We start from the raw sequence: 24,665 nt of genomic DNA on the forward strand, positions 1-24,665 counted from the left end.
TACCTATACTTGAGAAATCTAAGATATGTGGATGAATAACGGTTTTTATTGGAGGTAGCGCTATTGAATCTCGCAGATGTGTTGATTATTGTCGGTTCGGTAATCATATGCTTCATCTTCATAGTTTTTATCGTCAGTGGATTATATTTGTATTTTATTGACCGCAGCCAAAAGCAACATCCGGTGTTGCGCAATTATCCGGTTATCGGCAGGGCGCGGTACTTATTTGAAACAATCGGTCCCGAATTGCGCCAATATTTATTCGATCATGATACAGATGGGAAGCCCTTTTCCCGATTTGAATATCAAACCATTGTGAAGTCTGCCAAATATAAACGGGATGTGATTGGATTTGGATCATTGCGGGATTTCGAGAAACCCGGTTTTTATATCCGCAATTCCATGTTTCCGAAACTGACGGAAGAATTGAAAATGGATCAGGAAACAAGGGTGAAAACGAAACGGTACATTCTATTGAATGAGCCTTTATTTGGACAAAGGAAAGAAAAATGGGAAGATCATGAATCAAAGGCGTTCCTCTTGCATGATGATGATGCCATTGTGATTGGGGAACATACGAAGCATCCATTCATTGTCAAAGGACAAATCGGCATGTCCGGAATGAGTTACGGTGCCCTGGGCAAAAATGCGATTACTGCGTTGTCCGAGGGTCTCGGCATTGCGAAAGGGACATGGATGAACACCGGGGAAGGCGGACTTTCCGATTATCATCTGAAGGGCAATGTGGATATCATTATGCAAATTGGTCCCGGTTTATTTGGCGTACGGGACAGAGAAGGGAATTTCAACTGGGACGCATTGGTGGAGAAAAGCCAAATTCCGCAGGTGAAAGCCTTCGAAATCAAATTGGCTCAGGGGGCTAAAACCCGCGGCGGCCACATTGATGCCGAAAAAGTGACGGAGGAAATTGCAAGAATCCGCATGGTGGAACCTTATACTTCCATTGATAGCCCGAACCGTTTCAAAGAGTTTAATGATTTCCATACGTTATTTGATTTCATTGAACAAATACGTGAAAAATCGGGGAAACCGGTGGGCATGAAGGTGGTCATCGGAAGCCCGCATGAAGCGGAAGCATTAGCCAAGGCGATGAAAGAATCGGGAAAAGGTCCGGATTTCATCACGGTGGATGGCGGCGAAGGGGGAACGGGTGCGACGTATCAGGAGTTGGCTGATAGTGTCGGTTTGCCGCTTAAGGCCGCCTTGCCATTGTTGCAGAATGCTCTGGTCAAACATGGCGTGCGGGAGCGGGTGAAAATCATCGCTTCCGGCAAACTGTTCTCCGCAGACCGGATTGCGATTGCCCTTGCCATGGGGGCGGATCTCGTCAATATCGCCCGCGGTTTTATGATTACAGTGGGCTGCATTCAGGCATTAAAATGCCATTCCAATGCATGTCCTGTGGGTGTCGCAACGACAGATCCGGATTTGCAGAAAGCGCTGGTCATTGATGAGAAGAAATACCGCACCGCCAACTATGTCATCACATTAAGGGAAGGGCTTTTCCGCATCGCTGCGGCATGCGGCATTGATTCACCGGTACACTTCAAGCCGGAACATGTGGTTTATAAAGATGAAAAAGGCCGGGTGTTCCCGCTGGAGGAGTATTATCAAACGTTGTTGGAAAAATAATTAGGATCGCAAGAATGAAAAGGCTGGCATCCACTCTTGATGAGGGGCCAGCCTTTGATACATGTCTGATTTGCGCCTGAACTTTAAGATGCAAGTACTAAACCACGATGGTAGACATGAGAGAAGCGGAATCTGAAGGAAGCTGGAGGCAAAGTACTGATCCGGGGAACACGAACCTCATAAAAGCTGGTCCATATGTTGAACGATTAAATAAGCGGATGCAGATTAAGGAAAGAATTAAAATTAAAGACAAGGTTAAGAATATTGTGGTCATAAACGCAATAGATGAATTTCCCCAAATTTATCAACCTTAATACCCATATAATCAAAGTAATAAAATAAGAAATATTTACTTTATTAGTAAAATTAAAAAAATAAATTAATTGAAATATTGAAATTTTAAGAAAAATTGTTTAAGATAATTACAATCCTTTAGCATATTAAACAACTGAAGAAATTAATAGTAATTAGATGAATATGGAAGCTTCTGTATGCAATTGATTGTTTGATAAGCCGGGCGTTCATGTGATCGATCAAGCACTAAAGTTTGTTCATGGCAGCAACTTCTTTTTAACGGTTCGAATTTTTTTTAACCATAATCATTAGTATTTCAATAGGAAAAATAAATTATTAGGAGGAATACACATGTCTTTACAATTTGCTTACTGGGCACCAAATGTTAGTGGAGGATTAGTGATTTCCAAAATCCCGCAAAAAACGGGATGGTCCTTTGAAGACAATAAACGTTATGCACAAATCGCCGAAAAGCTTGGATTTGATTATGTATTAATCCAAACCCGGTTTTTGGCAAGCTATGGTGCTGAAAATCAATTGGAGGCGGCAGCTCTTGCATCCGCGTTGGCGGCTTCCACAGAAAAATTAAATCTGATCACGGCTGTATTACCTGGCTTATGGCATCCAGGTGTGATGGCAAAAATTATCTCAACAATCGATCATATCAGTAATGGCCGTGCAGCCATCAACATTGTCAGCGGTTGGTTCAAAGGCGAGTTTAACGCATACGGTGAGCCTTGGTTGGACCATGATGAGCGCTATCGCCGTTCGGAAGAGTTTATTGAAGTATTGCGTGGTCTTTGGACAGAGGAAGAATTTACTTATCGCGGAGACTTCTATCGAATCAATCAGGCTCCTTTAAAGCCGAAACCGGTAAAAACGCCAAAAATCTTCCAAGGAGGAAATTCGAAAGCCGCCAAAGAAATGGCAGGACGTGTATCAGATGTGTACTTCATGAATGGCGGTTCATTGGAAGACATTAAAAAGCAAATCGATGAAGTTAAAGCCCTTCGTGAAGCAAATGGAAAAGGGCAAATTGAATTTGGGGTAAACGGCTTTGTGATCGTTCGTGATACGGAGGAAGAGGCAAAGCAAGTTTTACGTGATATCGTAGAACAAGCAGATCACGAAGCTGTGTTAGGATTTAAAGATTCTGTGAAACATGCCGGCCAATCTACAAATGAAAAAGAAGGTATGTGGGCGAATTCTTCATATGAAGACTTGATCCAATACAATGACGGATTTAAAACCGGATTGATTGGTACAGCGGAGCAAGTTGCAGACCGCATTATTGAATTGAAGAAAATCGGCGTCAACATCGTGTTAACAGGATTCTTGCATTATGACAAAGATCTTCAAGCATTTGGCGAAAAAGTGATTCCATTAGTCAGAGAAAAAGAAGCAAAATTAGAGCTGCAAAATGCGTAATGGGAGAAAGCAAGTACAAGCTCTCAATGGAAAAATGACAGGTTCAGCCACTCTATTGAATATAGGGTGGCTTTTATTTTTGAAACGGTATTTTTTAAGAGCATGAATGGGATTGGATTTAAGGGATCAAAGCATAATGGCGGCTTTTGGAAGGGATTAACGTAAGATTTGTTGTAATCTTTCAGTAAAAAAAATAGGAGGGAGGATTGCCATTAGGTTCTTTTAGGAATGGCTACATCTCCCATTTTTTGTCCAGCCACGTTTTCCAGTTTCCATCCGGGATTCGCTTTCCTAATCCTTTATGTATTGGATTGTACATATACACATAGGCTTGAATCCTTTCGCCGGTTTCCAACACAACTTCTTTGATTTCACGAATATAAAGGTTATCCCTTGTTGGTGCATTTTCATCGTAATCTTCCAATAGGTCCATCGCTTGCAAAGCCTTTTGAAAATGACGTTCTTTAATGGTAATGACTTCTCCGAACACCGTTGAATTTCCTTCGATCATGCAAGGATATTCGCCGCTGATATGTGAATATAGTTCCACATTGTCAATCGCCGCGTTTTGAATGTTTTCGATTGCATTTTTGGGGATGACATGATGATTGGAACACCCTGTCATCAGTGTGCCGTAGACAAAGAAATTTCGATTCATTGCAATCCCTCCGATTTCATTGTGTCAGGAACAACACTCATTATCAACTGGTAAAAAACAATACTTGAGTTTTTGTAATCTAAAGCCGTTATAAAAACACTTCATTAATCTCCTGGTTTTGATAAAGTTTTCCAGTTTTAAGCTGTAAAGCAACCGCTAAAAAAATCTATTTGCCAAAAACATTTTTAATGACCGATTAAATCAATTTCACGCCCCAAACAAAAAGGATAGACACACAGGCTCCCCGTGCATCTATCCTTTTCTTTTAACATCTTTATTTACTCTTCCAAGAAATCATTCTTCATCCCCATGAGACTGCATCACAGCCACCATTTCCACATCTTTCTGACGTTTGAATGAAATGGCCAAAGAGGCGGTTGTAAGCAACATAAAGGCCACCATGTAACCCAATAGGATGAAGTTGTTGTGCCACAAGTAGGAGATATCTCCGCTTGAGATGGCCGCTTTGAAGGCTTGGATTGTATAAGTCATTGGCAATAATGCGTTGATTGGTTGCAAGGCGTTTGGCAACAATTCCATCGGGAACGTTCCGGCACTTGTCGTCAATTGCAAAATCAACACGATGATTGCAATAAATCGGCCAGTGTCGCCCAACAATGTAACAAGCATTTGGATCAACGCCATGAATACGAAGCTGACAATTATGGACGTTAAGATGAATAACGGTAAGTTCTCAACCTCAAGTTTTAATACAACCAACAGAATGAAATCTACCAGTAACGCTTGGATCAAACCGATGATTGCGACAACGCCGAATTTGCTTCCGAACCAGGCGAATGGGTTTTTAGGACGGATCACTGGTCGTTTGAATTCAAAGACGATGGAAAGCATCAATGCTCCGACGAATAGGCCGAGCGACATGAAGTATGGAGAGAAACCTGTACCGTAGTTTGGCACTTCATTGACAGGTTCTTTATCCACAACGACCGGTTCACCCATCATATCATAAGTGTCATCGTTGGCATTCACTGTGCCTGCTTTTTCAGCGCCTTCAGCGAGTTTGTCGGCAAGTTCTGTTGAACCGTCCAATAATTTATCCGCGCCGGATGTCAATTGATTTGCGCCGTCAGAAAGTTTTCCTGCGCCATCTTGAAGCTGGCTGGCACCGTCAGAAAGTTTGTTCATGCCTGCAGTCAATTCATTGGCGCCATTGTTCAATGCAACGGAACCGTTGTAAAGTTTGCTTACCCCGCTTTGCAATGTTTGTTCACCGGAGTTGATTTGGTCAAGACCGGCAATCAATTGATCAAAGGCTGGGGCAGTTTGGGCTTTCAATTTCTCTTCAATGCCGTCAGCTGAACCAAGCAATTGGTTTGTCAATGACGTTTCAAATTGCGTCAATCCTTGGTTGAGCCCTTTGCTGATGCCTTCGGATATTTGAGGCTCCAATTGGGCTTGCAATGAAGTTTTATATTGCGCTTCGATTTGTTCTTTCGAAGGTGAATTGCTTGCGACTTTCGCCATAAAGGCATCCGCTTGCGCTTCCGTCATATAGCCGTTTGCCACAAGGGCGGATTTGATTTGCGCCAATGTTTGGGATTGATTTGAAACCGTTTGTTCCGCCAATTGGCCGGATAGACCGTTGACGATTCCGGTTGTCAATTGAGTTGATAATTCGCTGGACAATTGGGTTTCCAATTGGTCGATTCCAGCACTGATGTCTTTAACACTGTCTTTGAGATTTTCTGAAATTCCCTCCGCCACTTGAGCTGGCAGTTGGTCTTTCATTTGTTTGACGCCATTTTTCACTTGGGAAGTTCCATCCACCAGCGCTGGAAGATTATCATTCACTTGTTTTAGGCCATCTTTCAATTGGCCGGCACCGGAGGCGATGGAATTGGAACCAGTGGCAGCAGTGTTCACGCCTTCTTTGAACTCGATCATTTTGGATGCCAATGTGGCAAGATTTTCACTTAATGTTTTGGAACCGTCGTCGAGTTTAGCAATCCCATCTTTTAATTGGCTTGCACCGTCACTTGCCTGATTCAAGCCATCCGCCAATTCCGTGATGGAATCAAACATTGTTTCCGCATAAGTTTCAATGATTTTTTTGGAGATTTCCGCTTTCACTTCTTTCATGGCAGATTCTCCGATTTGGGCTGAAAGGAAGTTGGTGCTTTCATTTGGCACATATTTGATTTCCAATTTTTTCGGCTCATCATCGAGGATGGTTGTTGCATTTTCAGAGAAGTTTTCCGGAATTTCCACAAGCAAATAATAATCCCGGTTTTCAAGGCCTTTGTATCCTTCTTCCTTGGAAACCACATGGAATTCAAACTCATCGCTGTCTTCCAGCTTATCGGCGAGTTCTTTCCCGATTTGCAAGTTTTCGCCTTCGAATTCTGCGCCTTCATCTTCATTGACGACCGCAACAGGCAAGTCGTTCAAGTTGGCATATGGATCCCAGAATGCCCAGATGAACATTCCGGCATAAAGCAAAGGTACTAGCGCGACGGCGATCACCGAAATGAGCACTTTTTTGTTTGTAAGAAGGAATTTTAGTTCCGCCAAAAAAGACGATTTTTTCACATTGTTACCCCCTAGAAGTAATGACTATTTTGTTCATTTGGTCATTTTGCAGCAAATATGTAGGGCCCTCCTGAAATTGAGTCCCTTCAATGAAAAGTTATTTCGATAATCCTTCAAAGAAATATAATTTAAACAAATCGGACATTTCTTCCTTGTCCAAAGGCGGGTGATGTTGTTCCCAATCAAATATTAAGGCCACATAAGTTTTCAGCATGACAAAGGCGGTGATTTCCGGATTGCATTCTTTGATTTCACCACGGTCAATGGCATCCTGAATAATCCCTTTCATGTAGTCAATGATGGCTTGCTCCACCCGCTGAATGACATCCACAACCGCTTTTGTTCCAATTTCTCTCTCTTCTTGGAAAAGCTTGATCGTGAGCTGATGGGATTTCCGGAATTCCAAAAGCCTTATCAGAACACGATGGATGTTTTCATCAAAGCGGCTATTTGGATCGATGGCGTTTTCCGCTTCGGCCTTCATGTCCCGGATCAGGGAAGTGACAATTTCATCCAGAATTTCTTCTTTGCTTTTGAAGAATGTATAAATGGTTCCTTTGCCGACATTGGCCAGTTTCGCCACCTGATCCATCGTTGTCGCCTTATAGCCAAATAAGGAGAAGGATTTTTTCGCAGCTTCCAGGATTAATTGTTTTCGGTCGATCGCCATTGGATTCACCTCCATTAATCAAAAACTGACCAAATGACAAAATTGGTCATTTGTTTCACGTAATGTACTATACTACAATCAATCAAATTTATCAACCAAAATAAACGGTTTTTAACGTTTATTTAGTGGATATTCTTTTAGAGGGAACAAACACTAAAGAGGAATCAAATTCTACTGAATAAAAAAAGACGCTTGAAAACGTCCTTTGACTGGTGTTAGAAAAAGATATTGCGCAATCTCATGACACGGGAAAAAAATCGGGCATCCTTTGCCATTTTTCCAAAGTATGGATGCTGGTAAGGGGCAAGACATTGTTGGAACAGATCATCACAAAATCTTGATGGTCCATACATTCGGTAACAGTAATCGTGTTGCATCCAGCAATAGTCGACAGGATTTGTCGGGGCACCCGGACCGGAACAGCCTGGTCCGCAATAACGGTAACCGGGATAGCAAATGCCGAATAAAGATTTTCGTGGTTGCATCATTTTCAACCCTCCCTTTCCAATAAAATTTGTTTATTTATAATATGTAGTTTTTGCAGGAATGGGGAGGGCACAAATGGAGTTCCTTCCACCCATTCCGCTTATCAAACGAAATTGGACCGGGACGACGACGGATGGGCTTGTGAAAGATAAAAGAGGCTGGGACAAAACCCCCTCTAAAATGGAAACAGCCCATGAAATTTTGGAATGAAATTTCATGGGCTGTTTTTCATTTTTTCAATAAAAAATAAGGACCTCTTCTGTTAAAATTAAGTTAGCACACAAAACCTAACAGAAAGAAGGGTCCTTATGTTCAAATATTATAACATGAATCAATTAGTTTTGCCTCTAGATTTAGAAATAAAATTACAAGAAAATGATATTGCCTTCCACATTCACCATTTAGTTGAAAGTATTCCAGATGAAGCCTTCCAGCCGTTTCTTCGAAATACAGGTTGTCCTGCTTATCATCCACGCATGATGCTAAAAATTATTTTGTGTGCCTATTCGCAGTCTGTCTTTTCAGGTCGAAAAATTGAAGCGCTATTAAAGGACAGTATACGAATGATGTGGTTGGCACAAGGATATGAACCAAGTTATCGGACGATCAATCGTTTTCGTGTGCATCCGGAAGTAAAAGAATTAATTCGTCAATGTTTTGTCCAATTCCGTTGCCAACTGGTGGAAGAAAAGTTAATCGATCAAGAAGCCATTTTTATCGATGGTACGAAGATTGAAGCGAATGCCAATAAATTTACTTTCGTATGGAAGAAATCCATTGAAAAATACAACCAAAACTTAATTGAAAAGTCCAATCAGTTATACAACGAACTATTAGAAAAAGAAATCATCCCTGAAATGGAGCGGGAAAATGAGGGAGAACTGTCCGTTGAAGAACTCGCTCAAATGGTGCAACAAGTCGATGAAGTCATTAAGGAATATGACCAAAAGATAGAAACATCGCCCGATGCCACAGAACGAAAAGCATTAAGAAGCGAACGAAAATATCCAAAACAAGCGTACAAACAATTAATAGACTTCATTCTACGAAAACAAAAATACCAAAAAGACTTGGACATCTTGGGGGAACGGAACAGTTATTCCAAAACAGATCAAGATGCAACGTTCATGCGAATGAAAGACGACTATATGAAAAACGGTCAATTGAAAGCTGGATACAATGTACAAATCGCAACAGAAGGTCAATACGCACTAGCTTATAGCATCTTTCCAAATCCTACTGATACACGTACATTAATTCCGTTCTTGAATAAGATAGAAAAGGATTATTTTCCGTTGCCAAAGTATATTGTCGCAGATGCTGGTTATGGTAGTGAACAAAACTATGAAGACATCCTTTCGAATCGAAAATGTGAGGCACTCATTCCATATACCATGTATGAGAAAGAACAAAAGAAGAAATATAAACAAAATCCATTTCATCCAGACAATTGGATGTACGACGAAGAAAGTGATACCTACATTTGTCCAAATCAGCAGCGAGTAACCTTCCGTTATCGTTCTGTACGTACAGATAAGACTGGTTTCAAACGAGAATTGAAAATCTATGAATGTGAAAACTGTTCAGGATGTCCATTTCGTTCATCATGCACAAAAGCAAAGGAAGGCAATCACCGAAAGGTCATGGTGAATGAAAAATGGGAACAACAAAAAGAATATGTAAGAGCGAAGCTTTCAGAAGAAAAAGCTGGTTCTATTTTCCGTCAACGTAAAATAGACGTAGAACCAGTTTTTGGATTCTTGAAGGCTAATTTGCGTTTCACTCGATTTTCCGTTCGAGGAAAATCGAAAGTGGAAAATGAAATGGGCATTGCCTTAATGGCCGTGAATTTACGAAAATACACGGCCAACAAAGATCAACTAACCAAAAATAATGGGGATAAATGGAAAAAGGAGAATTTGAGTTGGCTCAAATTCTCCTTTTTCCTATCTAGAAGCTAGTTTTGTCCCAGCCACTTTTCTTTCGTATGGGGCCATTATTTCAGCCCTTTGTAAATTGCAGCCAAACGCTCTTCCATCTTCTCCCAACAATAATGGTTTTTCATCGCTTCCCGTGCGTTTTTACTCATCCGGGCAAGCATTTTCCGATCCTTGTATAAGCGTAAAAACTGTTCAACATATTCTTCGGCGGTTGGATCGTCTTTATCTATCACGATGCCGCATTGATGTTTCTCAATGATATTTTTCATGTCCATTGCCCGATTCACTACGACAGGGATGCCGTTATTCAAAAAGCTGAAAAACTTGTTGGGCAAGGCGTATTTTTTGTTTATATTCCTGATATCAAAGTAAATATAACCTGCATGGACTTGATTCAATTCTTTGGGCAGGTTTTCATATTCCACCCATTTGCAATGGATTGCAGGATGACCGCTGATCAATTTCTTTTCATTATACGAAATGGTCGGATCGATATAGCCGATAATATCGAATCGGAAATTTTTCATCGAATTTTTGCAAAGATCGGCGATTTGTAATATTTTTTTCGGATTCCCTTTTTGATACTGCACAACGCCTTCATAGGCAATGACAAAGTAGTGCTGAAAATGTTCATCCTTTGGCAATTCCTGCTGGTATAAAGGGGAGTTGTAGATGACGGTGACGGGCACGCCTGGATATCTTCGTTGATAAATATTTTTAATGGAATCGGAAACGGTTATGAGATGATCCACTTCCTTCATCAATAATCTCAGCAATTTGCTGTTTTGCTCCAGCTCATGGGCGTCATAGATCACTTTTACGTTTTTCCCTTTTTTTCGGAGAACTTTTTTAATCTGTACGGCTTCATACAACGTGTGCAATTCATGGGCGTGATAAATGTCGGCTTCGACAGCCAACGCCCGTTCATACAACTTGTCAACAAAATAATTTTGCGTATCCATTTCCAAATTGTTGACCATTTTGCCGATATGGGGATTATACATATTTTTGATGTCATAGGTTAAAAACTTGATGCCTTTATATTCAAATTGGTCTTGATTAAAAGTTGGATCTTTGATTCTTTTTAGATTCGGTTCAAAAACGGCACCGTTCGTTTTTCCGGCCACAATGGTGACATCGTATCCCAATTTTTTCAGACTGATCGCTTCCTTTTCAAAGACGCGGATATCTTTGAAAGAATGTTTCCTGATCAATTTGCAAACTTTCATCCGGATTCCTCCAAAAATCTATTTCATTTCATCATCCTATGCTATGTTTCATCTTCCATAAGAGCTGATTCATTTTCCTAATATTTCAATAAAAAATAGAGAGTCACAACATTTGCAGCTAGACATAAGATAGTTTAGAAACTCATTTTCCGGAAAGGTGGATCTTGGTTGAAACTGGTCACCATTGTCGGCGCACGTCCGCAATTTATCAAATCCGCCCCGTTTTCAGATATGTTTCGGAAGGGGCATAAAGAAATCATCATCCATACGGGGCAACATTACGATGAAAATATGTCTGACATCTTCTTCCAAGAACTTGCGATTCCGAAACCGGACTATTTTTTGGGTGTCGGTTCCGGCAGTCATGGGTATCAGACGGGGAGGATGCTTGAAAAAATCGAGCAGGTGCTTTTGAAAGAAAAGCCGGACGGGGTGCTTGTTTACGGAGATACAAATTCCACGTTGGCAGGTGCTCTGGCGGCAAGCAAATTGCATATTCCTGTTTTCCATGTGGAAGCGGGGTTGAGGAGCTACAATAAACAAATGCCGGAAGAACAAAACCGGATATTGACGGACCATATTTCGGATCTGTTATTCTGTCCGACAAAAACGGCCGTGGAGAATTTGAAAAGGGAAGGGATCTTGGACGGGGTCCTGTTGACGGGGGATATCATGGCCGATGCGGTCAATCGGTTCATGAATCTTTCAAATAAGTTTTATTCAAATGGAAAATGGCTGGAAGTGTTGAAAGCCGATAATCCGCATCTGCCTCAATTAAAGGAAAAAGAATATTATCTTGCCACGGTTCATCGGGCGGAAAACACCGACGATTTGATGAAGTTGAAATGCATTTTCACCGCGCTTGAAATGTTGGATCAACCCGTTCTTGTCCCGCTGCATCCAAGAACACGAAAATTGGTGGGGGAGTTGAACATTTCGTTTGAAAATGTGATCATCATTCAGCCGGTGGGTTATTTGCTGATGTTGTATTTGACAAAAAACGCTTATATGGTTGTCACCGATTCCGGCGGCCTACAAAAAGAAGCCTATCTATTGAAAACCCCATGCACCACGTTGAGGAATGAGACGGAATGGATTGAAACGTTGGAAAATGGCTGGAATTGTCTATGCCCCATCAACATCCAGTCGATTCTGGAAAAGGCCTCGCGGAATTTGGACTCACTGAATGAAACGCAACCTCAGGTGTTCGGGGATGGAAAGGCGGCACTCCGCATATGCCAGGCAATTGTTGAACGGTATGCATAAGACCTTTTCATCAGAAGGGGCGCCTTCTAGTTCAATTTTGAAGGTGGCCGTATATTTAGATGCAGATATGAAACTGGCTTTGATATAGAAAAAAGGAGAATGGAAGTGAAATCAGATTCTCCTTTTTTATTAATTCTTATGTTCATTTTTGTCGTCTTTACTTATTGGTTCTTCGGATTCCTTATATTCGGAATTTGATTCTTGAATGATCTTTGCCATTTTTTCTAATATTCTATTGGTTTCCGAAGCATCAATTCCCCTTCTTACAGCGGTTTCAATAATTACATATTGGGCAAACAGCAGGAAAAAAATCATCAAAATGAGAAATGTTAAATTTATTTCCAATAGATCCGAACCTCCGTCTGTTTAACTGATAATACGATTATATAATATGTTTAATATTAGTTAAATTGGTAAATATATGGTAATTTCGTTTTTTTACTTTTCAAAATTCTGAATGTGCACTTGTTTAGTCATGTGGCAATTGTGACCGAGTTTTATTATTGCATTCTCTGTATGATTATCTATCACTTGTTTGATCGGGCATTGAATTCATCTCCTTCTATATGTAAAACCGATTTAAAAGTTGATTTTCTCGTATTCCAAACATTCAAGTCACAAAAAACGGAAATACTATGAAAATCAAATTCCTATGAATATGGTGAAAACCTTGATATAATTGTATTTACCAAAAAATATAAAGGGGTGCGAAACGATGAATGCTTATGAAGAATATATGAAAGCCATCGTCCAACCGATGCGTCAAGAATTGGTGGATGCCGGATTTACAGAATTGACAACGGCGGATGAAGTGCATGAGTTTATGGCAACGACAAAGGGAGTTTCTCTTGTGGTGATCAACTCGGTATGCGGCTGTGCTGCGGGAAGCGCTAGACCGGCAGTTCGGGAAGCCATCAAAGAAATCAAACCGGATCATTTAGTGACGGTGTTTGCGGGACAAGACCGTGAAGCGACTGCCGCGATGCGTTCCTATTTTGAAGAGATTCCGCCAAGCTCTCCATCCATTGCCATTTTGCGTGATGGCCAATTGGAATACTTCATTCCAAGAGAACAAATCGAAGGGTATGAAGTGGGACAAATCCGTGACCATATCGTGGGCGTGTTGAAACAGGCATGCGGCGCGTAATCGTCACGACAGCGGGGAGACCTGATGAGGAATCTTTCCAACTGGCAAAACTAGTGAGTGAGGAATTAAATCTACAAGTTGTACCCAGAAAGAAACGTTCAGTGGCCAAATTGAGCGAAATCTATGATGCCAATGTGATCGTCGCCGGAAAAAACCGGTTGGAGTATTATGGGAAAGGCTCTTCTACGCCTTTCTTTTTTCATCCCGACACGGCGGCTTTCCGTTTGAAGCGGTTGCAAAGAGGGGAAACGGAACCTTTTTTGGAAGCTTGTGCGTTGCAAAACTGCGATTCCTTTCTTGATTGTACATTAGGGGTCGGCTCGGACTCCATCGTCGCATCTTACGCGGTTGGGGAAAAGGGCAGAGTGGCCGGCCTGGAAGTCGATCCCGTTATCGCCTATATCGTCCGCCGGGGATTGAAGGAATATGAAACGGCGGATTCCGATTTGAAACAGGCGATGGAGCGGATTCAGGTCATTCATGGGGAAGCTGTCGGATTTTTGAAGCGGCAACCGGATGAATCCTTTGATGTCGTCTATCTGGATCCGATGTTCGAACAGTTAATAGAAGAATCCATCAACTTTGAATCGTTACGGGAAGTGGGCAGCCACCATCCATTGACGGAGGAATGGGTGAGGGAAGCCTACCGTGTGGCGAAGAAGCGGGTTGTGTTGAAAGCCCATTTCCGTTCCACCCATTTTGAAGACTTCGGTTTTGAGCGGAAGGTGCGCCTCACATCGAAGTTTCATTTTGGGGTGTTGGGAAAATAGATGTATTGTGATTGAAAAAGAGCGGAGGAATTCATTCGCTCTTTTTTATTTCGGATGGTTTCTTGTGGGATGAATGATTTGGCGTAGGAGGATTTTTATGGGGGAATGAACACTGTTTTGGTGCGGATGGATAGGCTTTTAGTGCAGATACAACTTTTTGTACGCTAGCAAGTTTTGCGCAGATACAACTTTCATGGAGCGGTTGATTTATCCCATCCCATATGCAGATAAAGGGACAACATGCGTGAATAGAGCACCGACTTGCTCGGATGGCTATCCCGCTTGCTCGGATAAAGTGTCCGCTTGCTCGGATAACATCCCATCTTGCTCGGATAACCCCTCAACTCGTCCGTATAGATATTTGACGTGCTTGGATAAAGCACAACCTCGCTCAGATAGGGAACAGTTGGAACACCACATTCGCAATTAATCCCCATGTTACACGCTCAACCTCGCACAGAATCCTCCATCTCATAATAAAAAACGCCTTAGTTACGACCACTCAAAACTAAGGCATTGTGGAAGTTATTCTATTTCTTCCTCCATCTCCTTCAACCGATCCAACACTCTTCTTTTCCGGTACAACATGTTTCCCGTTTCGGCAATGGTTTCAATCATGCCTTTATTGGCAAAGGCGCCGAACACAATGCCGGCAATCGGAATCGCTTGGAAAAACTTTTTCCAGCCGAATTGATCCCGGAAAGAATAAAATACTTCCTGCCATCCTTTCAACTGCTGAATCATGTCAGTGGAAGCTTTATGTTCATTCCCTTTCCATAAATCCTTCAAAATCGCTTCCTTTCCGACGATGTCCGCATTGGCGAACTGCAGACATTTCACGATGAAAATGCGTTCCCTTTTATCATTTGGATCGTATCCGTAAATCATGGCAATCTCCTGCAGCGTTTTCAAAGAGATTCCCAAAATCACCGGGATATCGACAACAAGTGTGAATAATCCGCCGACTCCGGTGGAAGCCCCTTGCACCGTTGCGATTGCAGCCCGGTTTTTCCCAAGTTGTTCCGTAATTTTCATCATGTCGTCTATCGGCAATTTTTTTATCTCTTCGATCGACTGAATATTTTTATATGATGAAAACTTGTTGATCCTTTTGATGATGGCCTGCTCGCTGACCAAATATCGCCCGCCTGTTTGGATGTAGCTTCCCAACTCATCCACCAATTTTCCAATTGTCCGCTGAATGGATTTCGGCGTCAACTTGTCCAAAATTTTAAAGGGGATTCTGCCGAGCTTTTCCCAGAAAAATAAATCTTTTTGATCCTTTTCCCAAGCTTCAATTTCTTTCAAATAGCCCAACAATTGCTCTTGTGTCTCCAACGTTCATTCTCCTATCGTTATTTTGCTTTCTACTTTATACGGGCCCCATAGTAAAAAGTTTCGCCCAACTTTAAAGGAATCATGACGGAAATAAAGAATATTAAAATTGGGGGAGTGATAGAATGGTGAAGATTTTTGTGACAAGCAAAATCAGTGATTCAGCACTTAATATATTAAAATCTGTCGGGGAAGTGGAAGTTTGGGAGAAGGAAGAGACGCTGAACGGACAAGCTTTATTGGATAAAATTCAAGATCATGATGCGGTGCTGACAATGGTGAACAATTTCATCACAGATGACATCCTCCAAAACGCACCGAAATTGAAAGTGATCGGAAATTGCGGCGTCGGCTACAACAACATCGATATCGCTTCCGCGGAAAAGCATGGCGTGATTGTGACAAACACACCGGACGTATTGAATAATGCCACAGCCGATTTGACTTGGGCATTGATTCTTGGCATTGCCAGAAGAATCGTGGAAGCGGACAAGTTCGTGCGGGAAGGGAAGTTTACGGGATGGCTGCCCCATTTGTTCATCGGCAATCTGGTCTACGGCAAAAAGCTCGGCATCATCGGACTCGGGAGAATCGGCACCGCTGTTTGCGAAAGGGCAAAAGGATTCAATATGGATGTTTACTATTATAATCGCAACCGCCTTCCGATTGAAAAGGAACAAGCGTTGAACGCAACCTATGCAGACTTGGATCGTTTGCTCCGGGAATGCGACTATATCACCATCCATGCTCCGTTGAACGAAGAATCCCACCATTTGATTGGGCGGGATGAATTGAATCTCATGAAACAGGATGCGTATTTGATTAACACATCCCGTGGGCCGCTTGTGGATGAACAGGCATTGTACGAACATTTGAAAGCAGGGAAGATTGCCGGTGCTGCCCTTGATGTGTATGAACATGAGCCGAAAATTGTGGAAGGGCTGTTGGAACTGGATAATGTCATTCTGCTTCCGCATATCGGCAGCGCCACTTTGGAAACGAGAGCCCAAATGGCGGAACTTGCTGCAAAGAATATCGCCAATGTCCTTACAGGCAAAGAGCCGATTACCCCTGTGACGAAAGGTTGGAGAAAATGAAAATTTTAGTGGCGCCGGATTCGTTTAAAGGATCCCTTTCTTCCATTGAACTGTGCAAAACGATTCGCCAAGGCATCGAAAACGTCATGGATGCGGAAGTTTTGGAAGTGCCGATTTCAGACGGAGGAGAAGGGTTTCTCGAAAGCATTTGTTCGGTCCTTCCATTTCAAATAGAACAGGTAAACGTCAAAAATCCTTTGGGAAGAACGATTCGTGCGAAAATGGCGATTGACCCATTGCAACGTACAGCTTTCATTGAAATGGCAAAAAGTACAGGATTAACCCTTGTGCCAGAGGAGGAAAGGAATCCGTACCAATCTTTCAGCCATGGGGTGGGAGATTTCATTTTGCACGGCCTCGACAAAGGTTGCCGCACCTTCATCATCGGACTGGGCGGCACTGCGACAAATGATGCGGGGGTCGGAATGCTTTCCGCCCTGGGAGTCCTTTTCCGGGATGAAGCCGGAAAGCAAGTCCAAATTGAATCCTTGAGAGATATAGGGAAGATCGCCTCCCTTGATTTGCGGAAGGTGGACGAGCGGCTGTTTGAATGTGAATTCATTTTGGCGACCGATGTGAACAATCCCCTTTGCGGTGAGAGGGGAGCGACCCATGTATTCGGCCCACAAAAGGGAATTGAACACGTGCAGGAGATCGATGCCATTTTGCGCCATTACGGAACCGTGCTGGAAAAACAATTTCATCGGGAGTTGAAGAATCGGGAAGGTGCCGGTGCAGCCGGGGGAATCCCGGTATCCTTTATGGCCCTCTTTGACACCAAAATCCGGCAGGGAATTGATATTTTGATTGAGACGTTGCAATTAGAAAGGCTGCTGCCTTCGACGGATTTCATCATCACAGGAGAAGGGAAGCTGGATAAACAAACCTTCAACGGAAAAGTGATCGAAGGGATTTGCGATTTTGCCAAACCTTATCATATTCCAGTCGTTGCAATTTGTGGTACCATTGAATTATCGAGAAAAGAATTGAAAGAGTTGGGATTGGCCGCGGCTTTTTCCATCTGCAAAGGGCCAGCCGCATTGGAAGAAACGATGGAGAATGCCCGGCAACTTGTCGGAGAATTGGCTGAGAATATTGCGGAGTTGATAAAAAGATAGAAAATAGAAAAGCACTGCCTTGATACATCAATGCAGTGCCTATTTCGAAAAAAATAAAAAGCCACAAACCGTAGCTTTTTATTCAGCGAAACAGAATGAAATTAAGTATACTAAATATAAAATAAATCCGATTGCAATTGTAATCGAGGCCATGCTTATCCCTCCTTAAAAAAACAATGGTCAATCCCTAACATATTTTACTATGAAAAAATAAATTAGGAAACCTTTTTCATGAAAAATCGTAAGTAATTGATAGATTGGACAAAAGTGGGTGAAGCGATTGAAAAAGTGGTGGCAAAAAACGCTCGTATTTTTAGTGGCGTTACTGACATTGGGGATCATTCCTCCGAACCATTCCATTTGGGATCATCTCGAAAATGGACAAGATTCGAACCGGGCACAAAGCGCCAATTATAAAAACATTGGTGTTGCCGAAGAAACCGTAGAATCGTTCGCCGATGAAAACACGGAAACGGTTGACCCGATTGATTCCATCCTTCAGTTGGCAAAGGAACAGTCTTATATAAAATTTGGTTCAAAAATTGCCCCGGTCATTGAAGATGAATTTGAACAACGCATTTTTCCAACGATCGAACAAATTATTTCATCCGCTTTGGCAAATTTGGACGATGAGACAAAACGATATTTAACCATCAGCGGGAAGCCGGGGGGAAATTATTCCGAGAGGATCTTTCATATTGCGGATGGCCGTAGCGGACAAGATTTGCTCCGATTCCATGTGCGCACCGAAAAACGGCCGCTTGAAGGATACTACTACAATTTCCATTACCACACTTATGAAGATCAATTTGCTTCACACCATACGATCGGGGATATCTACTATTCAAAAGACACCCCTCCGAAGTGGTTGTCCTAATATTTGATGATGCTATTCTTTCCCATCGAGCACTGCTCCAAAATCGCGGTTTTACCGGAGATTCGATATTCTGCCACCATCAATATGGTGGTTTTTTTATGGAATTTAGCATGACATAATACCTAAAAGCAATACTGTTGTTATATATCATTTTTCTTAAATTTGGTATTGAAAATAAATCCATTTTACCTTTATAATTGGATATGTTGGGAGGTAAAGTGGTAATGGATATCAAAAAATTGATTCTCTGCATCAATGGGGCGGTCGATGCATTGGAATATGCAACCGCCAGAAAATACATTGAACAGAATTTGGATATTGTGGACGAAAATCGCCATTTGCTCAACAGCAACGCAAGAGAGATTTTGCAGTTTGTGAAGGACAATCTCGGTTCTTCTGAACAGCCGTTAACGAAAAAGGAAATGAACATAATCACCGTGATCAATACATACGCGAAAAAATTGGATGTCCGCGGTTTAAAATTATATTTGAAGGAAAAAGAGAAAGAGCAATTGTTGCAAAGAAAGAACGTATTAAACATTTTGAATGCGGATGCGAAAATTCTATTGACAAGTTTGGGATTTATCAAAGGAAAAGAAATCGTCAATAATTAATGGAACATGAAAAAGAGGCTGGGACAAAACCCCCTCTAAAATGGAAACAGCCCATGAAATTTTGGAATGAAATTTCATGGGCTGTTCTTCATTTTTTCAATAAAAATAAGGACCTCTTCTGTTAAAATTAAGTTACCACACCAAACCTAACAGAAAGAAGGGTCCTTATGTTCAAATATTATAACATGAATCAATTAGTTTTGCCTCTAGATTTAGAAATAAAATTACAAGAAAATGATATTGCCTTCCACATTCACCATTTAGTTGAAAGTATCCCCGATGAAGCCTTTCAGCCGTTTCTTCGAAATACAGGTTGTCCTGCTTATCATCCACGCATGATGCTAAAAATTATTTTGTGTGCTTATTCCCAATCAGTCTTTTCAGGTCGGAAAATTGAAGCCCTTTTAAAGGACAGTATTCGGATGATGTGGTTGGCACAAGGCTATGAACCAAGTTATCGGACGATCAATCGTTTTCGTGTGCATCCGGAAGTAAAAGAATTAATTCGTCAATGTTTTGTCCAATTCCGTTGCCAACTGGTGGAAGAAAAATTAATTGATCAAGAAGCAATTTTCATTGACGGTACAAAGATTGAAGCGAATGCCAACCGATTTACTTTTGTGTGGAAAAAATCCATTGAAAAATACAACAAAAGCTTAATTGAAAAATCCAATCAGCTCTACAACGAACTGTTAGAGAAGGAAATCATCCCTGAAATGGAGCGGGAAAATGAGGGAGAACTGTCCGTTGAAGAACTCGCTCAAATGGTGCAACAAGTCGATGAAGTGATTACGGAATATGACCAAAAGATAGAAGCATCGCCCGATGCCACAGAACGAAAAGCATTAAGAAGCGAACGGAAATATCCGAAGCGAGTGTACAAACAGTTGATTGACTTGATTTTACGTAAACAAAAGTATCAAAAAGACTTCGAAATCTTGGGTGAACGGAATAGTTATTCCAAAACAGACTTAGATGCGACGTTCATGCGAATGAAAGACGACTATATGAAAAACGGTCAATTGAAGGCTGGATACAACGTACAAATCGCAACAGAAGGTCAATACGCACTGGCTTATGGCATTTTTCCAAATCCTACCGATACACGTACATTGATTCCGTTCTTGAATGAGATTGAGAAGCATTATTTTCCATTGCCAAAATATATTGTCGCAGATGCTGGTTATGGTAGTGAACAGAACTATGAGGACATCCTTTCGAATCGAAAATGTGAGGCACTTATTCCATATACCATGTATGAGAAAGAACAAAAGAAGAAATATAAACAAAACCCATTTCATCCAGACAATTGGATGTACGACGAAGAAAGTGATACCTACACGTGTCCGAATCAGCAGCGGGTAACCTCCGATATCGTTCTGTACGTACCGATAAGACCGGTTTCAAACGAGAATTGAAAATCTATGAATGTGAAAACTGTTCGGGATGTCCATTCCGTTCTTCATGTACAAAAGCAAAGGAAGGCAACCACCGAAAAGTCATGGTGAATGAAAAATGGGAACGACAAAAAGAATATGTAAGAGCGAAGCTTTCAGAAGAAAAAGCAGGTTCTATTTTCCGTCAACGTAAAATGGACGTAGAACCAGTTTTTGGATTCTTGAAGGCTAATTTGCGTTTCACTCGATTTTCCGTCCGAGGAAAATCGAAGGTGGAAAATGAAATGGGGATTGCCTTAATGGCCGTGAATTTACGGAAATACACGGCCAACAAAGATCAACTGACCAAAAATGATGGAGAGAAATGGAAAAAGGAGAATTTGAGTTGGCTCAAATTCTCCTTTTTCCTATCTTGAAGCTAGTTTTTTTTTGTTGAAAAATTTAATTGTGTAAACTATGAAATACAAAATAATGTATGGAACAATAATGTACAAAGTAATTACCAACATATCATCTTTATATTCAGCAATTTCTTCTAATAGAGTTAAAGGTCTACCATCGTATACAATATCTTTAAAAGAAAATATGAAATGATCAACAGTCAAATCAGCGAGCATGATTATAATCAAATATGCAATGTAGATGAGTGTATTGATAACGAATTTGAATCTTCTTTTTGAATTTATAGATTCTATCAAAATAACAAAAAATACAAAGGAAATAGCCAGCATTATGATTTCATTAAATTCAACATACCCTGAATTATCAATCAATAATGCAAAGACTATAATAAAATTTATAACTGCCAGTATAATCAAATTTTTCTTTTTCATCCTTTTTTCCCCTCTCCCAATATAGTAGTTTCAATTTTAACAAAAAAAATAATTTTTAAAAAATAAAATTAGATTTTTTCAAACAATTTAAATATTTTTTTACAAAATTAAGAATTTTTGGATATTATTCTTTGCATATAACCTAATCATTGGTATATATCGATATATATGGAATTATTTCAAAGGAATAGGGGATATTTTGGTGAAGAAAAAAACATTTTTTACTGTAGCAGTGACTGTCATCATGTTATTCAGTTTAGCTACAAATCATGCTTTTGCATGGAGTTACAGTAATTATAATTACGGATCTTATGTTCCAAAGTCGGGAACTGGTACAGCAACTACGTATTACGACTCAAGAAATTTCTTACAAACGAGAATTGATTTCAAGTTTGATAGTTATAATGTCAGCTCCATAATCAGTTACAACAAAGGTAATGGCACTGGCGGAAGCTGTCCAGGATATAATGCATATGTGACTTTGGATCAAACTGCTATTCCTGATGGTTCATCCTTAAAAATTTCCGCATGGGAGGTGCTTACTAATCTGCCAAATCCCAAAGTGGACATTGAAGATAATAATCTCTGGGGAGCTGATGATGAATCAGAAGTGGTTGCACTAGGGACTGTCGTTGCTGATAAAGCTTATTATATGACAACTAAATGGCTTGATAATCGTGGAGGTAAATCAACAGATAGCGGCAGAATTCAAGCTCAATTTGCCATGAGCAAAAAAGGTATTTTGGACTATAACAACTGCACTCAATCTTCAACAGTACAGCACACATTCACTTATGGTGATAACCAAGGTAAAGTTGCTTCTATTCAACCTCAAATAACAAAAAGTCTAAAAGCAGTAGCTAGTACAACTGTGCCGGTATCTAATACAACAAGTACTACAAATTCTCAATCTGACTCTCAAGTCATTACTGAATATAAAGCTATTGAACCAACAGAAGATGGGATTACAAAATATAAATCAAAACAAAAAGAGATAACTAAGAAATTAAAATCTAATAAAAAAATTAATGACATTGCAGTCACAGTTACTTTTGCTGAACCATTAAGTTTTGATGAAGTTAAAACAATTACTGAAAAATACAATGTTAATATTGAAGAATTGGAAGCAAGATCAATAGACAGTAATGGCGACAGAATCACTCATGCTATTAAAGGATTGAACAAGTCATTATCTCAAGATGGAAGTAATTTCATAGGATATACTAGTTTACAGGGATATGTTTCATCAGAAAATATTTTTGGTTTAGAATCAGAGGAAAAAATTTTCTTAGTTGATGCCAGTGGAGACAATAATGTAACAGAATTAGAGAAAGACAATTTCGCAGTTCCTCTTACATGGTATTTAGAAGATTTGAATCCTGAAAAACATTTAAAGAAAAAAAACCTTTAATTTAAAATAAGATTGGTTTCGACAGTTTCATTCTGTTATTTTATTTATTAAATGTGCAAAAGGACCGGATTCTTGAAGGCTAATTTGCGTTTCACTCGATTTTCCGTCCGAGGAAAATCGAAGGTGGAAAATGAAATGGGGATTGCCTTAATGGCCGTGAATTTACGGAAATACACGGCCAACAAAGATCAACTGACCAAAAATGATGGAGAGAAATGGAAAAAGGAGAATTTGAGTTGGCTCAAATTCTCCTTTTTCCTATTTTGAAGCTAGTTTTGTCCCAGCCTCTTTTATCATTAATCGGTAAAACATAGTGTAGTCAAATAAATTGTATACAAAATCAGTCCGATATAAATCGTAATCTCCGCCATTGACATCCCCCCAGTGTATTTGGATATTATTATTGTATACAAAATTTTCAGAAAAATGAATTTTAATGCTCACATTTTGGTCATTCTCTTTTATGGTCGCTTTTATGTTATGATAAGAATTGAATTTTACTCGAATGAGGAAAAAAACGTTTTATTTTGATTTTACATAAGACGGGAGAGTATCGATATGCGTCATCCAGAATATGCTTACTTGGATTTGTTGCAATATATTTTAGAACATGGGGTAAAGAAAGAGGATAGAACCGGTACGGGAACGATCAGCATTTTCGGCTATCAGATGCGGTTTGATTTAAGTAAAGGGTTTCCTCTTTTAACAACGAAACGTGTTCCGTTTAAATTGATTGCCAGTGAATTATTATGGTTTATCAAAGGGGATACAAATATCCGTTATTTATTGGAACATAATAATCATATCTGGGATGAATGGGCATTCAAAAAATGGGTGGAATCCGATGAGTATGAAGGTCCGGATATGACGGACTTTGGTCTGCGCGCCGCAAACGATGAAGAATTTGCCAAAGTGTTGGACGAGCAAATGAAAATTTTCCATGAGAAAGTATTGACGGACGATGAGTTTGCGAAACAATACGGAGAATTGGGCCCGGTTTACGGCAAGCAGTGGCGAAGCTGGCCTGGCGAAAATGGGGAAACAATCGATCAATTAAAGAACGTCATTGAGCAAATCAAACGGAACCCGAATTCCCGCCGATTGATTGTTTCTGCATGGAATCCGGCGGAAGTGGATGAAATGGCCTTGCCTCCTTGCCATACGTTATTCCAATTTTACGTGGCGGAAGGAAAGCTTTCTTGCCAACTTTACCAGCGAAGTGCAGACGTCTTTTTGGGCGTTCCTTTTAATATTGCTTCCTATGCATTATTGACACATTTGATTGCCCACGAATGCGGACTTGAAGTGGGAGAATTCATTCACAGTTTCGGGGATACACATATTTATTTGAACCATTTGGACCAAGTGAAAGAACAGCTTTCCAGAGAACCGAAAGCACTGCCGACATTAAAAATTAATCCGGAGAAAAAGTCGGTATTTGACATCGAACTGGAAGATTTGTCGATTGAAGGATATGATCCTCATCCAACGATCAAAGCGCCGGTTGCGGTTTAAACGATTCAATGAAAGCCACAAAAGGATGGAAATGATGTATACCAACTTTGTGGCTTTTTTCATTGCTAGCGATCAATCTTCCTATTTGGCAATTTTATTTTCCATTGATGGCATGCCGGGTTAAAACTTTTTTATGTAAAAGGAAACCTCCTTTTCTGATCATTGAATAATGGAAACAAATTAATTGGATAGAAGTTATATTGTTTTTGATAAAAAGTGTTGCAAACTATGGATGTTTTTGATATATTAATTATCCGGTCATTGATACGGCTGGGAATGCTAAAAAATGATTGACATTTTAGCTGAAGTTAGTATAATAAAATACCAGCTTTAATAGAGGGTTTTTATTTTTGTTAATAGCATAAAAATAGTTGACA

22 protein-coding genes and 1 pseudogene are annotated in these 24,665 nt (G+C 40.4%); 15 read left to right on the forward strand and 8 right to left on the reverse strand.

From position 1 onward, the window contains the following. The first annotated feature begins 63 nt into the window (after positions 1 to 63). Both NSS77_RS14130 and sfnG read left to right on the forward strand, forming a co-directional pair. Positions 64 to 1,653: an FMN-binding glutamate synthase family protein gene (locus NSS77_RS14130; protein ID WP_342469308.1), complete on the forward strand. Its 1,590-nt coding sequence runs from the start codon at positions 64 to 66 to the stop codon at positions 1,651 to 1,653. Positions 1,654 to 2,298: 645 nt separating this feature from the next. After that, positions 2,299 to 3,375 (forward strand): dimethylsulfone monooxygenase SfnG, encoded by a 1,077-nt coding sequence (gene sfnG, locus NSS77_RS14135; protein ID WP_342469309.1) that lies wholly within the window; start codon positions 2,299 to 2,301, stop codon positions 3,373 to 3,375. A gap of 232 nt (positions 3,376 to 3,607) precedes the next feature. On the opposite strand, the gene NSS77_RS14140 is transcribed toward sfnG, so the two are convergent. The 4 genes from NSS77_RS14140 to NSS77_RS14155 form a co-directional block, all read right to left on the reverse strand. After that, positions 3,608 to 4,033 (reverse strand): gamma-glutamylcyclotransferase family protein, encoded by a 426-nt coding sequence (locus NSS77_RS14140; protein ID WP_342469311.1) that lies wholly within the window; start codon positions 4,031 to 4,033, stop codon positions 3,608 to 3,610. A 294-nt stretch (positions 4,034 to 4,327) separates the two neighbouring features. Next, on the reverse strand, positions 4,328 to 6,583 hold the full coding sequence (locus NSS77_RS14145; RefSeq protein WP_342469312.1) for a YhgE/Pip domain-containing protein: 2,256 nt from the start codon (positions 6,581 to 6,583) through the stop codon (positions 4,328 to 4,330). 97 nt (positions 6,584 to 6,680) lie between these two features. Next, on the reverse strand, positions 6,681 to 7,253 hold the full coding sequence (locus tag NSS77_RS14150) for a TetR/AcrR family transcriptional regulator (protein WP_342469313.1): 573 nt from the start codon (positions 7,251 to 7,253) through the stop codon (positions 6,681 to 6,683). 215 nt (positions 7,254 to 7,468) lie between these two features. Further along, complete coding sequence (locus NSS77_RS14155; protein ID WP_342469314.1) at positions 7,469 to 7,741, reverse strand: Parvovirus coat protein VP1-like protein; 273 nt, start codon at positions 7,739 to 7,741, stop codon at positions 7,469 to 7,471. A 73-nt stretch (positions 7,742 to 7,814) separates the two neighbouring features. Between NSS77_RS14155 and NSS77_RS14160 the strand changes: the two genes are divergently transcribed. Together NSS77_RS14160 and NSS77_RS14165 are read left to right on the forward strand one after the other, a co-directional pair. Continuing rightward, complete coding sequence (locus NSS77_RS14160) at positions 7,815 to 7,949, forward strand: hypothetical protein (protein ID WP_342469315.1); 135 nt, start codon at positions 7,815 to 7,817, stop codon at positions 7,947 to 7,949. Between the two features lie 98 nt (positions 7,950 to 8,047). Continuing rightward, positions 8,048 to 9,700, forward strand: coding sequence for an IS1182 family transposase (locus NSS77_RS14165; RefSeq protein ID WP_342468636.1), 1,653 nt, complete (start codon positions 8,048 to 8,050; stop codon positions 9,698 to 9,700). A gap of 35 nt (positions 9,701 to 9,735) precedes the next feature. On the opposite strand, the gene NSS77_RS14170 is transcribed toward NSS77_RS14165, so the two are convergent. Then, positions 9,736 to 10,908 carry a glycosyltransferase gene (locus NSS77_RS14170; protein WP_342469316.1) on the reverse strand — a complete coding sequence of 391 codons (1,173 nt, stop codon included), beginning with the start codon at positions 10,906 to 10,908 and terminating at the stop codon, positions 9,736 to 9,738. Positions 10,909 to 11,076: 168 nt separating this feature from the next. Between NSS77_RS14170 and wecB the strand changes: the two genes are divergently transcribed. Continuing rightward, positions 11,077 to 12,174, forward strand: coding sequence for a UDP-N-acetylglucosamine 2-epimerase (non-hydrolyzing) (gene wecB / locus NSS77_RS14175; RefSeq protein WP_342469317.1), 1,098 nt, complete (start codon positions 11,077 to 11,079; stop codon positions 12,172 to 12,174). A gap of 129 nt (positions 12,175 to 12,303) precedes the next feature. Here the strand turns inward: wecB and NSS77_RS14180 are convergent, their stop codons facing one another. Continuing rightward, the gene (locus NSS77_RS14180) at positions 12,304 to 12,519 is read right to left on the reverse strand and encodes a hypothetical protein (protein ID WP_342469318.1); all 216 of its coding nucleotides are present in this window, start codon (positions 12,517 to 12,519) and stop codon (positions 12,304 to 12,306) included. Positions 12,520 to 12,889: 370 nt separating this feature from the next. Here NSS77_RS14180 and NSS77_RS14185 point away from each other — a divergent pair, with 370 nt between their 5' ends. Together NSS77_RS14185 and NSS77_RS14190 are read left to right on the forward strand one after the other, a co-directional pair. Further along, positions 12,890 to 13,321, forward strand: a complete 432-nt coding sequence (locus tag NSS77_RS14185) for a BrxA/BrxB family bacilliredoxin (protein ID WP_342469319.1) — start codon at positions 12,890 to 12,892, stop codon at positions 13,319 to 13,321. Next, the gene (locus NSS77_RS14190) at positions 13,309 to 14,091 is read left to right on the forward strand and encodes a class I SAM-dependent methyltransferase (protein ID WP_342469320.1); all 783 of its coding nucleotides are present in this window, start codon (positions 13,309 to 13,311) and stop codon (positions 14,089 to 14,091) included. The genes NSS77_RS14185 and NSS77_RS14190 overlap by 13 nt, the downstream gene beginning before the upstream one ends. A gap of 525 nt (positions 14,092 to 14,616) precedes the next feature. Here NSS77_RS14190 and NSS77_RS14195 read toward each other — a convergent pair. After that, positions 14,617 to 15,429, reverse strand: a complete 813-nt coding sequence (locus tag NSS77_RS14195; RefSeq protein ID WP_342469321.1) for an EcsC family protein — start codon at positions 15,427 to 15,429, stop codon at positions 14,617 to 14,619. 122 nt (positions 15,430 to 15,551) lie between these two features. Here NSS77_RS14195 and NSS77_RS14200 point away from each other — a divergent pair, with 122 nt between their 5' ends. From NSS77_RS14200 to NSS77_RS14220, 5 genes and pseudogenes are all read left to right on the forward strand, one after another. Beyond that, the gene (locus NSS77_RS14200) at positions 15,552 to 16,523 is read left to right on the forward strand and encodes a D-glycerate dehydrogenase (RefSeq protein WP_342469322.1); all 972 of its coding nucleotides are present in this window, start codon (positions 15,552 to 15,554) and stop codon (positions 16,521 to 16,523) included. Then, complete coding sequence (locus NSS77_RS14205; RefSeq protein WP_342469323.1) at positions 16,520 to 17,641, forward strand: glycerate kinase; 1,122 nt, start codon at positions 16,520 to 16,522, stop codon at positions 17,639 to 17,641. Before NSS77_RS14200 ends, NSS77_RS14205 begins: the two co-directional genes overlap by 4 nt. Before the next feature lie 271 nt (positions 17,642 to 17,912). Next, positions 17,913 to 18,518: a YpjP family protein gene (locus NSS77_RS14210; protein ID WP_342469324.1), complete on the forward strand. Its 606-nt coding sequence runs from the start codon at positions 17,913 to 17,915 to the stop codon at positions 18,516 to 18,518. Between the two features lie 224 nt (positions 18,519 to 18,742). Further along, a complete protein-coding gene (locus tag NSS77_RS14215) occupies positions 18,743 to 19,132 on the forward strand; it encodes a hypothetical protein (protein WP_342469325.1) in 390 nt (129 codons plus the stop codon). A 167-nt stretch (positions 19,133 to 19,299) separates the two neighbouring features. Continuing rightward, positions 19,300 to 20,945: pseudogene (locus tag NSS77_RS14220) on the forward strand (IS1182 family transposase). On the opposite strand, the gene NSS77_RS14225 reads toward NSS77_RS14220, so the two are convergent. Further along, the gene (locus NSS77_RS14225; protein ID WP_141602958.1) at positions 20,937 to 21,362 is read right to left on the reverse strand and encodes a hypothetical protein; all 426 of its coding nucleotides are present in this window, start codon (positions 21,360 to 21,362) and stop codon (positions 20,937 to 20,939) included. The pseudogene NSS77_RS14220 and the gene NSS77_RS14225 overlap by 9 nt on opposite strands. Positions 21,363 to 21,564: 202 nt before the next feature. Between NSS77_RS14225 and NSS77_RS14230 the strand changes: the two genes are divergently transcribed. The 3 genes from NSS77_RS14230 (at position 21,565) to NSS77_RS14240 (ending at position 24,288) form a co-directional block, all read left to right on the forward strand. Further along, entirely contained in the window at positions 21,565 to 22,773 is a 1,209-nt protein-coding gene (locus NSS77_RS14230; RefSeq protein WP_168412631.1) for a hypothetical protein, read from the forward strand. A 72-nt stretch (positions 22,774 to 22,845) separates the two neighbouring features. Beyond that, positions 22,846 to 23,040 carry a hypothetical protein gene (locus NSS77_RS14235; RefSeq protein ID WP_342469326.1) on the forward strand — a complete coding sequence of 65 codons (195 nt, stop codon included), beginning with the start codon at positions 22,846 to 22,848 and terminating at the stop codon, positions 23,038 to 23,040. Positions 23,041 to 23,331: 291 nt separating this feature from the next. After that, the gene (locus NSS77_RS14240) at positions 23,332 to 24,288 is read left to right on the forward strand and encodes a thymidylate synthase (protein ID WP_342469327.1); all 957 of its coding nucleotides are present in this window, start codon (positions 23,332 to 23,334) and stop codon (positions 24,286 to 24,288) included. The last annotated feature ends 377 nt before the right edge of the window (positions 24,289 to 24,665 follow it).

This window comes from Ureibacillus sp. FSL K6-3587 (assembly GCF_038593165.1).
GTDB classification, from domain to species: Bacteria; Bacillota; Bacilli; order Bacillales_A; family Planococcaceae; genus Ureibacillus; species Ureibacillus suwonensis.

Coding starts and splice junctions, on each gene's coding strand:
- NSS77_RS14215 (WP_342469325.1), top strand. CDS start 18,743: ATGGATATCAAAAAATTGATTCTCTGCATCAATGGGGCGGTCGATGCA.
- NSS77_RS14200 (WP_342469322.1), top strand. CDS start 15,552: ATGGTGAAGATTTTTGTGACAAGCAAAATCAGTGATTCAGCACTTAAT.
- NSS77_RS14205 (WP_342469323.1), top strand. CDS start 16,520: ATGAAAATTTTAGTGGCGCCGGATTCGTTTAAAGGATCCCTTTCTTCC.
- NSS77_RS14160 (WP_342469315.1), top strand. CDS start 7,815: ATGGAGTTCCTTCCACCCATTCCGCTTATCAAACGAAATTGGACCGGG.
- sfnG (WP_342469309.1), top strand. CDS start 2,299: ATGTCTTTACAATTTGCTTACTGGGCACCAAATGTTAGTGGAGGATTA.
- NSS77_RS14190 (WP_342469320.1), top strand. CDS start 13,309: ATGCGGCGCGTAATCGTCACGACAGCGGGGAGACCTGATGAGGAATCT.
- NSS77_RS14155 (WP_342469314.1), bottom strand. CDS start 7,741: ATGATGCAACCACGAAAATCTTTATTCGGCATTTGCTATCCCGGTTAC.
- NSS77_RS14225 (WP_141602958.1), bottom strand. CDS start 21,362: ATGAAAAAGAAAAATTTGATTATACTGGCAGTTATAAATTTTATTATA.
- NSS77_RS14165 (WP_342468636.1), top strand. CDS start 8,048: ATGTTCAAATATTATAACATGAATCAATTAGTTTTGCCTCTAGATTTA.
- NSS77_RS14170 (WP_342469316.1), bottom strand. CDS start 10,908: ATGAAAGTTTGCAAATTGATCAGGAAACATTCTTTCAAAGATATCCGC.
- NSS77_RS14240 (WP_342469327.1), top strand. CDS start 23,332: ATGCGTCATCCAGAATATGCTTACTTGGATTTGTTGCAATATATTTTA.
- NSS77_RS14185 (WP_342469319.1), top strand. CDS start 12,890: ATGAATGCTTATGAAGAATATATGAAAGCCATCGTCCAACCGATGCGT.
- NSS77_RS14150 (WP_342469313.1), bottom strand. CDS start 7,253: ATGGCGATCGACCGAAAACAATTAATCCTGGAAGCTGCGAAAAAATCC.
- NSS77_RS14140 (WP_342469311.1), bottom strand. CDS start 4,033: ATGAATCGAAATTTCTTTGTCTACGGCACACTGATGACAGGGTGTTCC.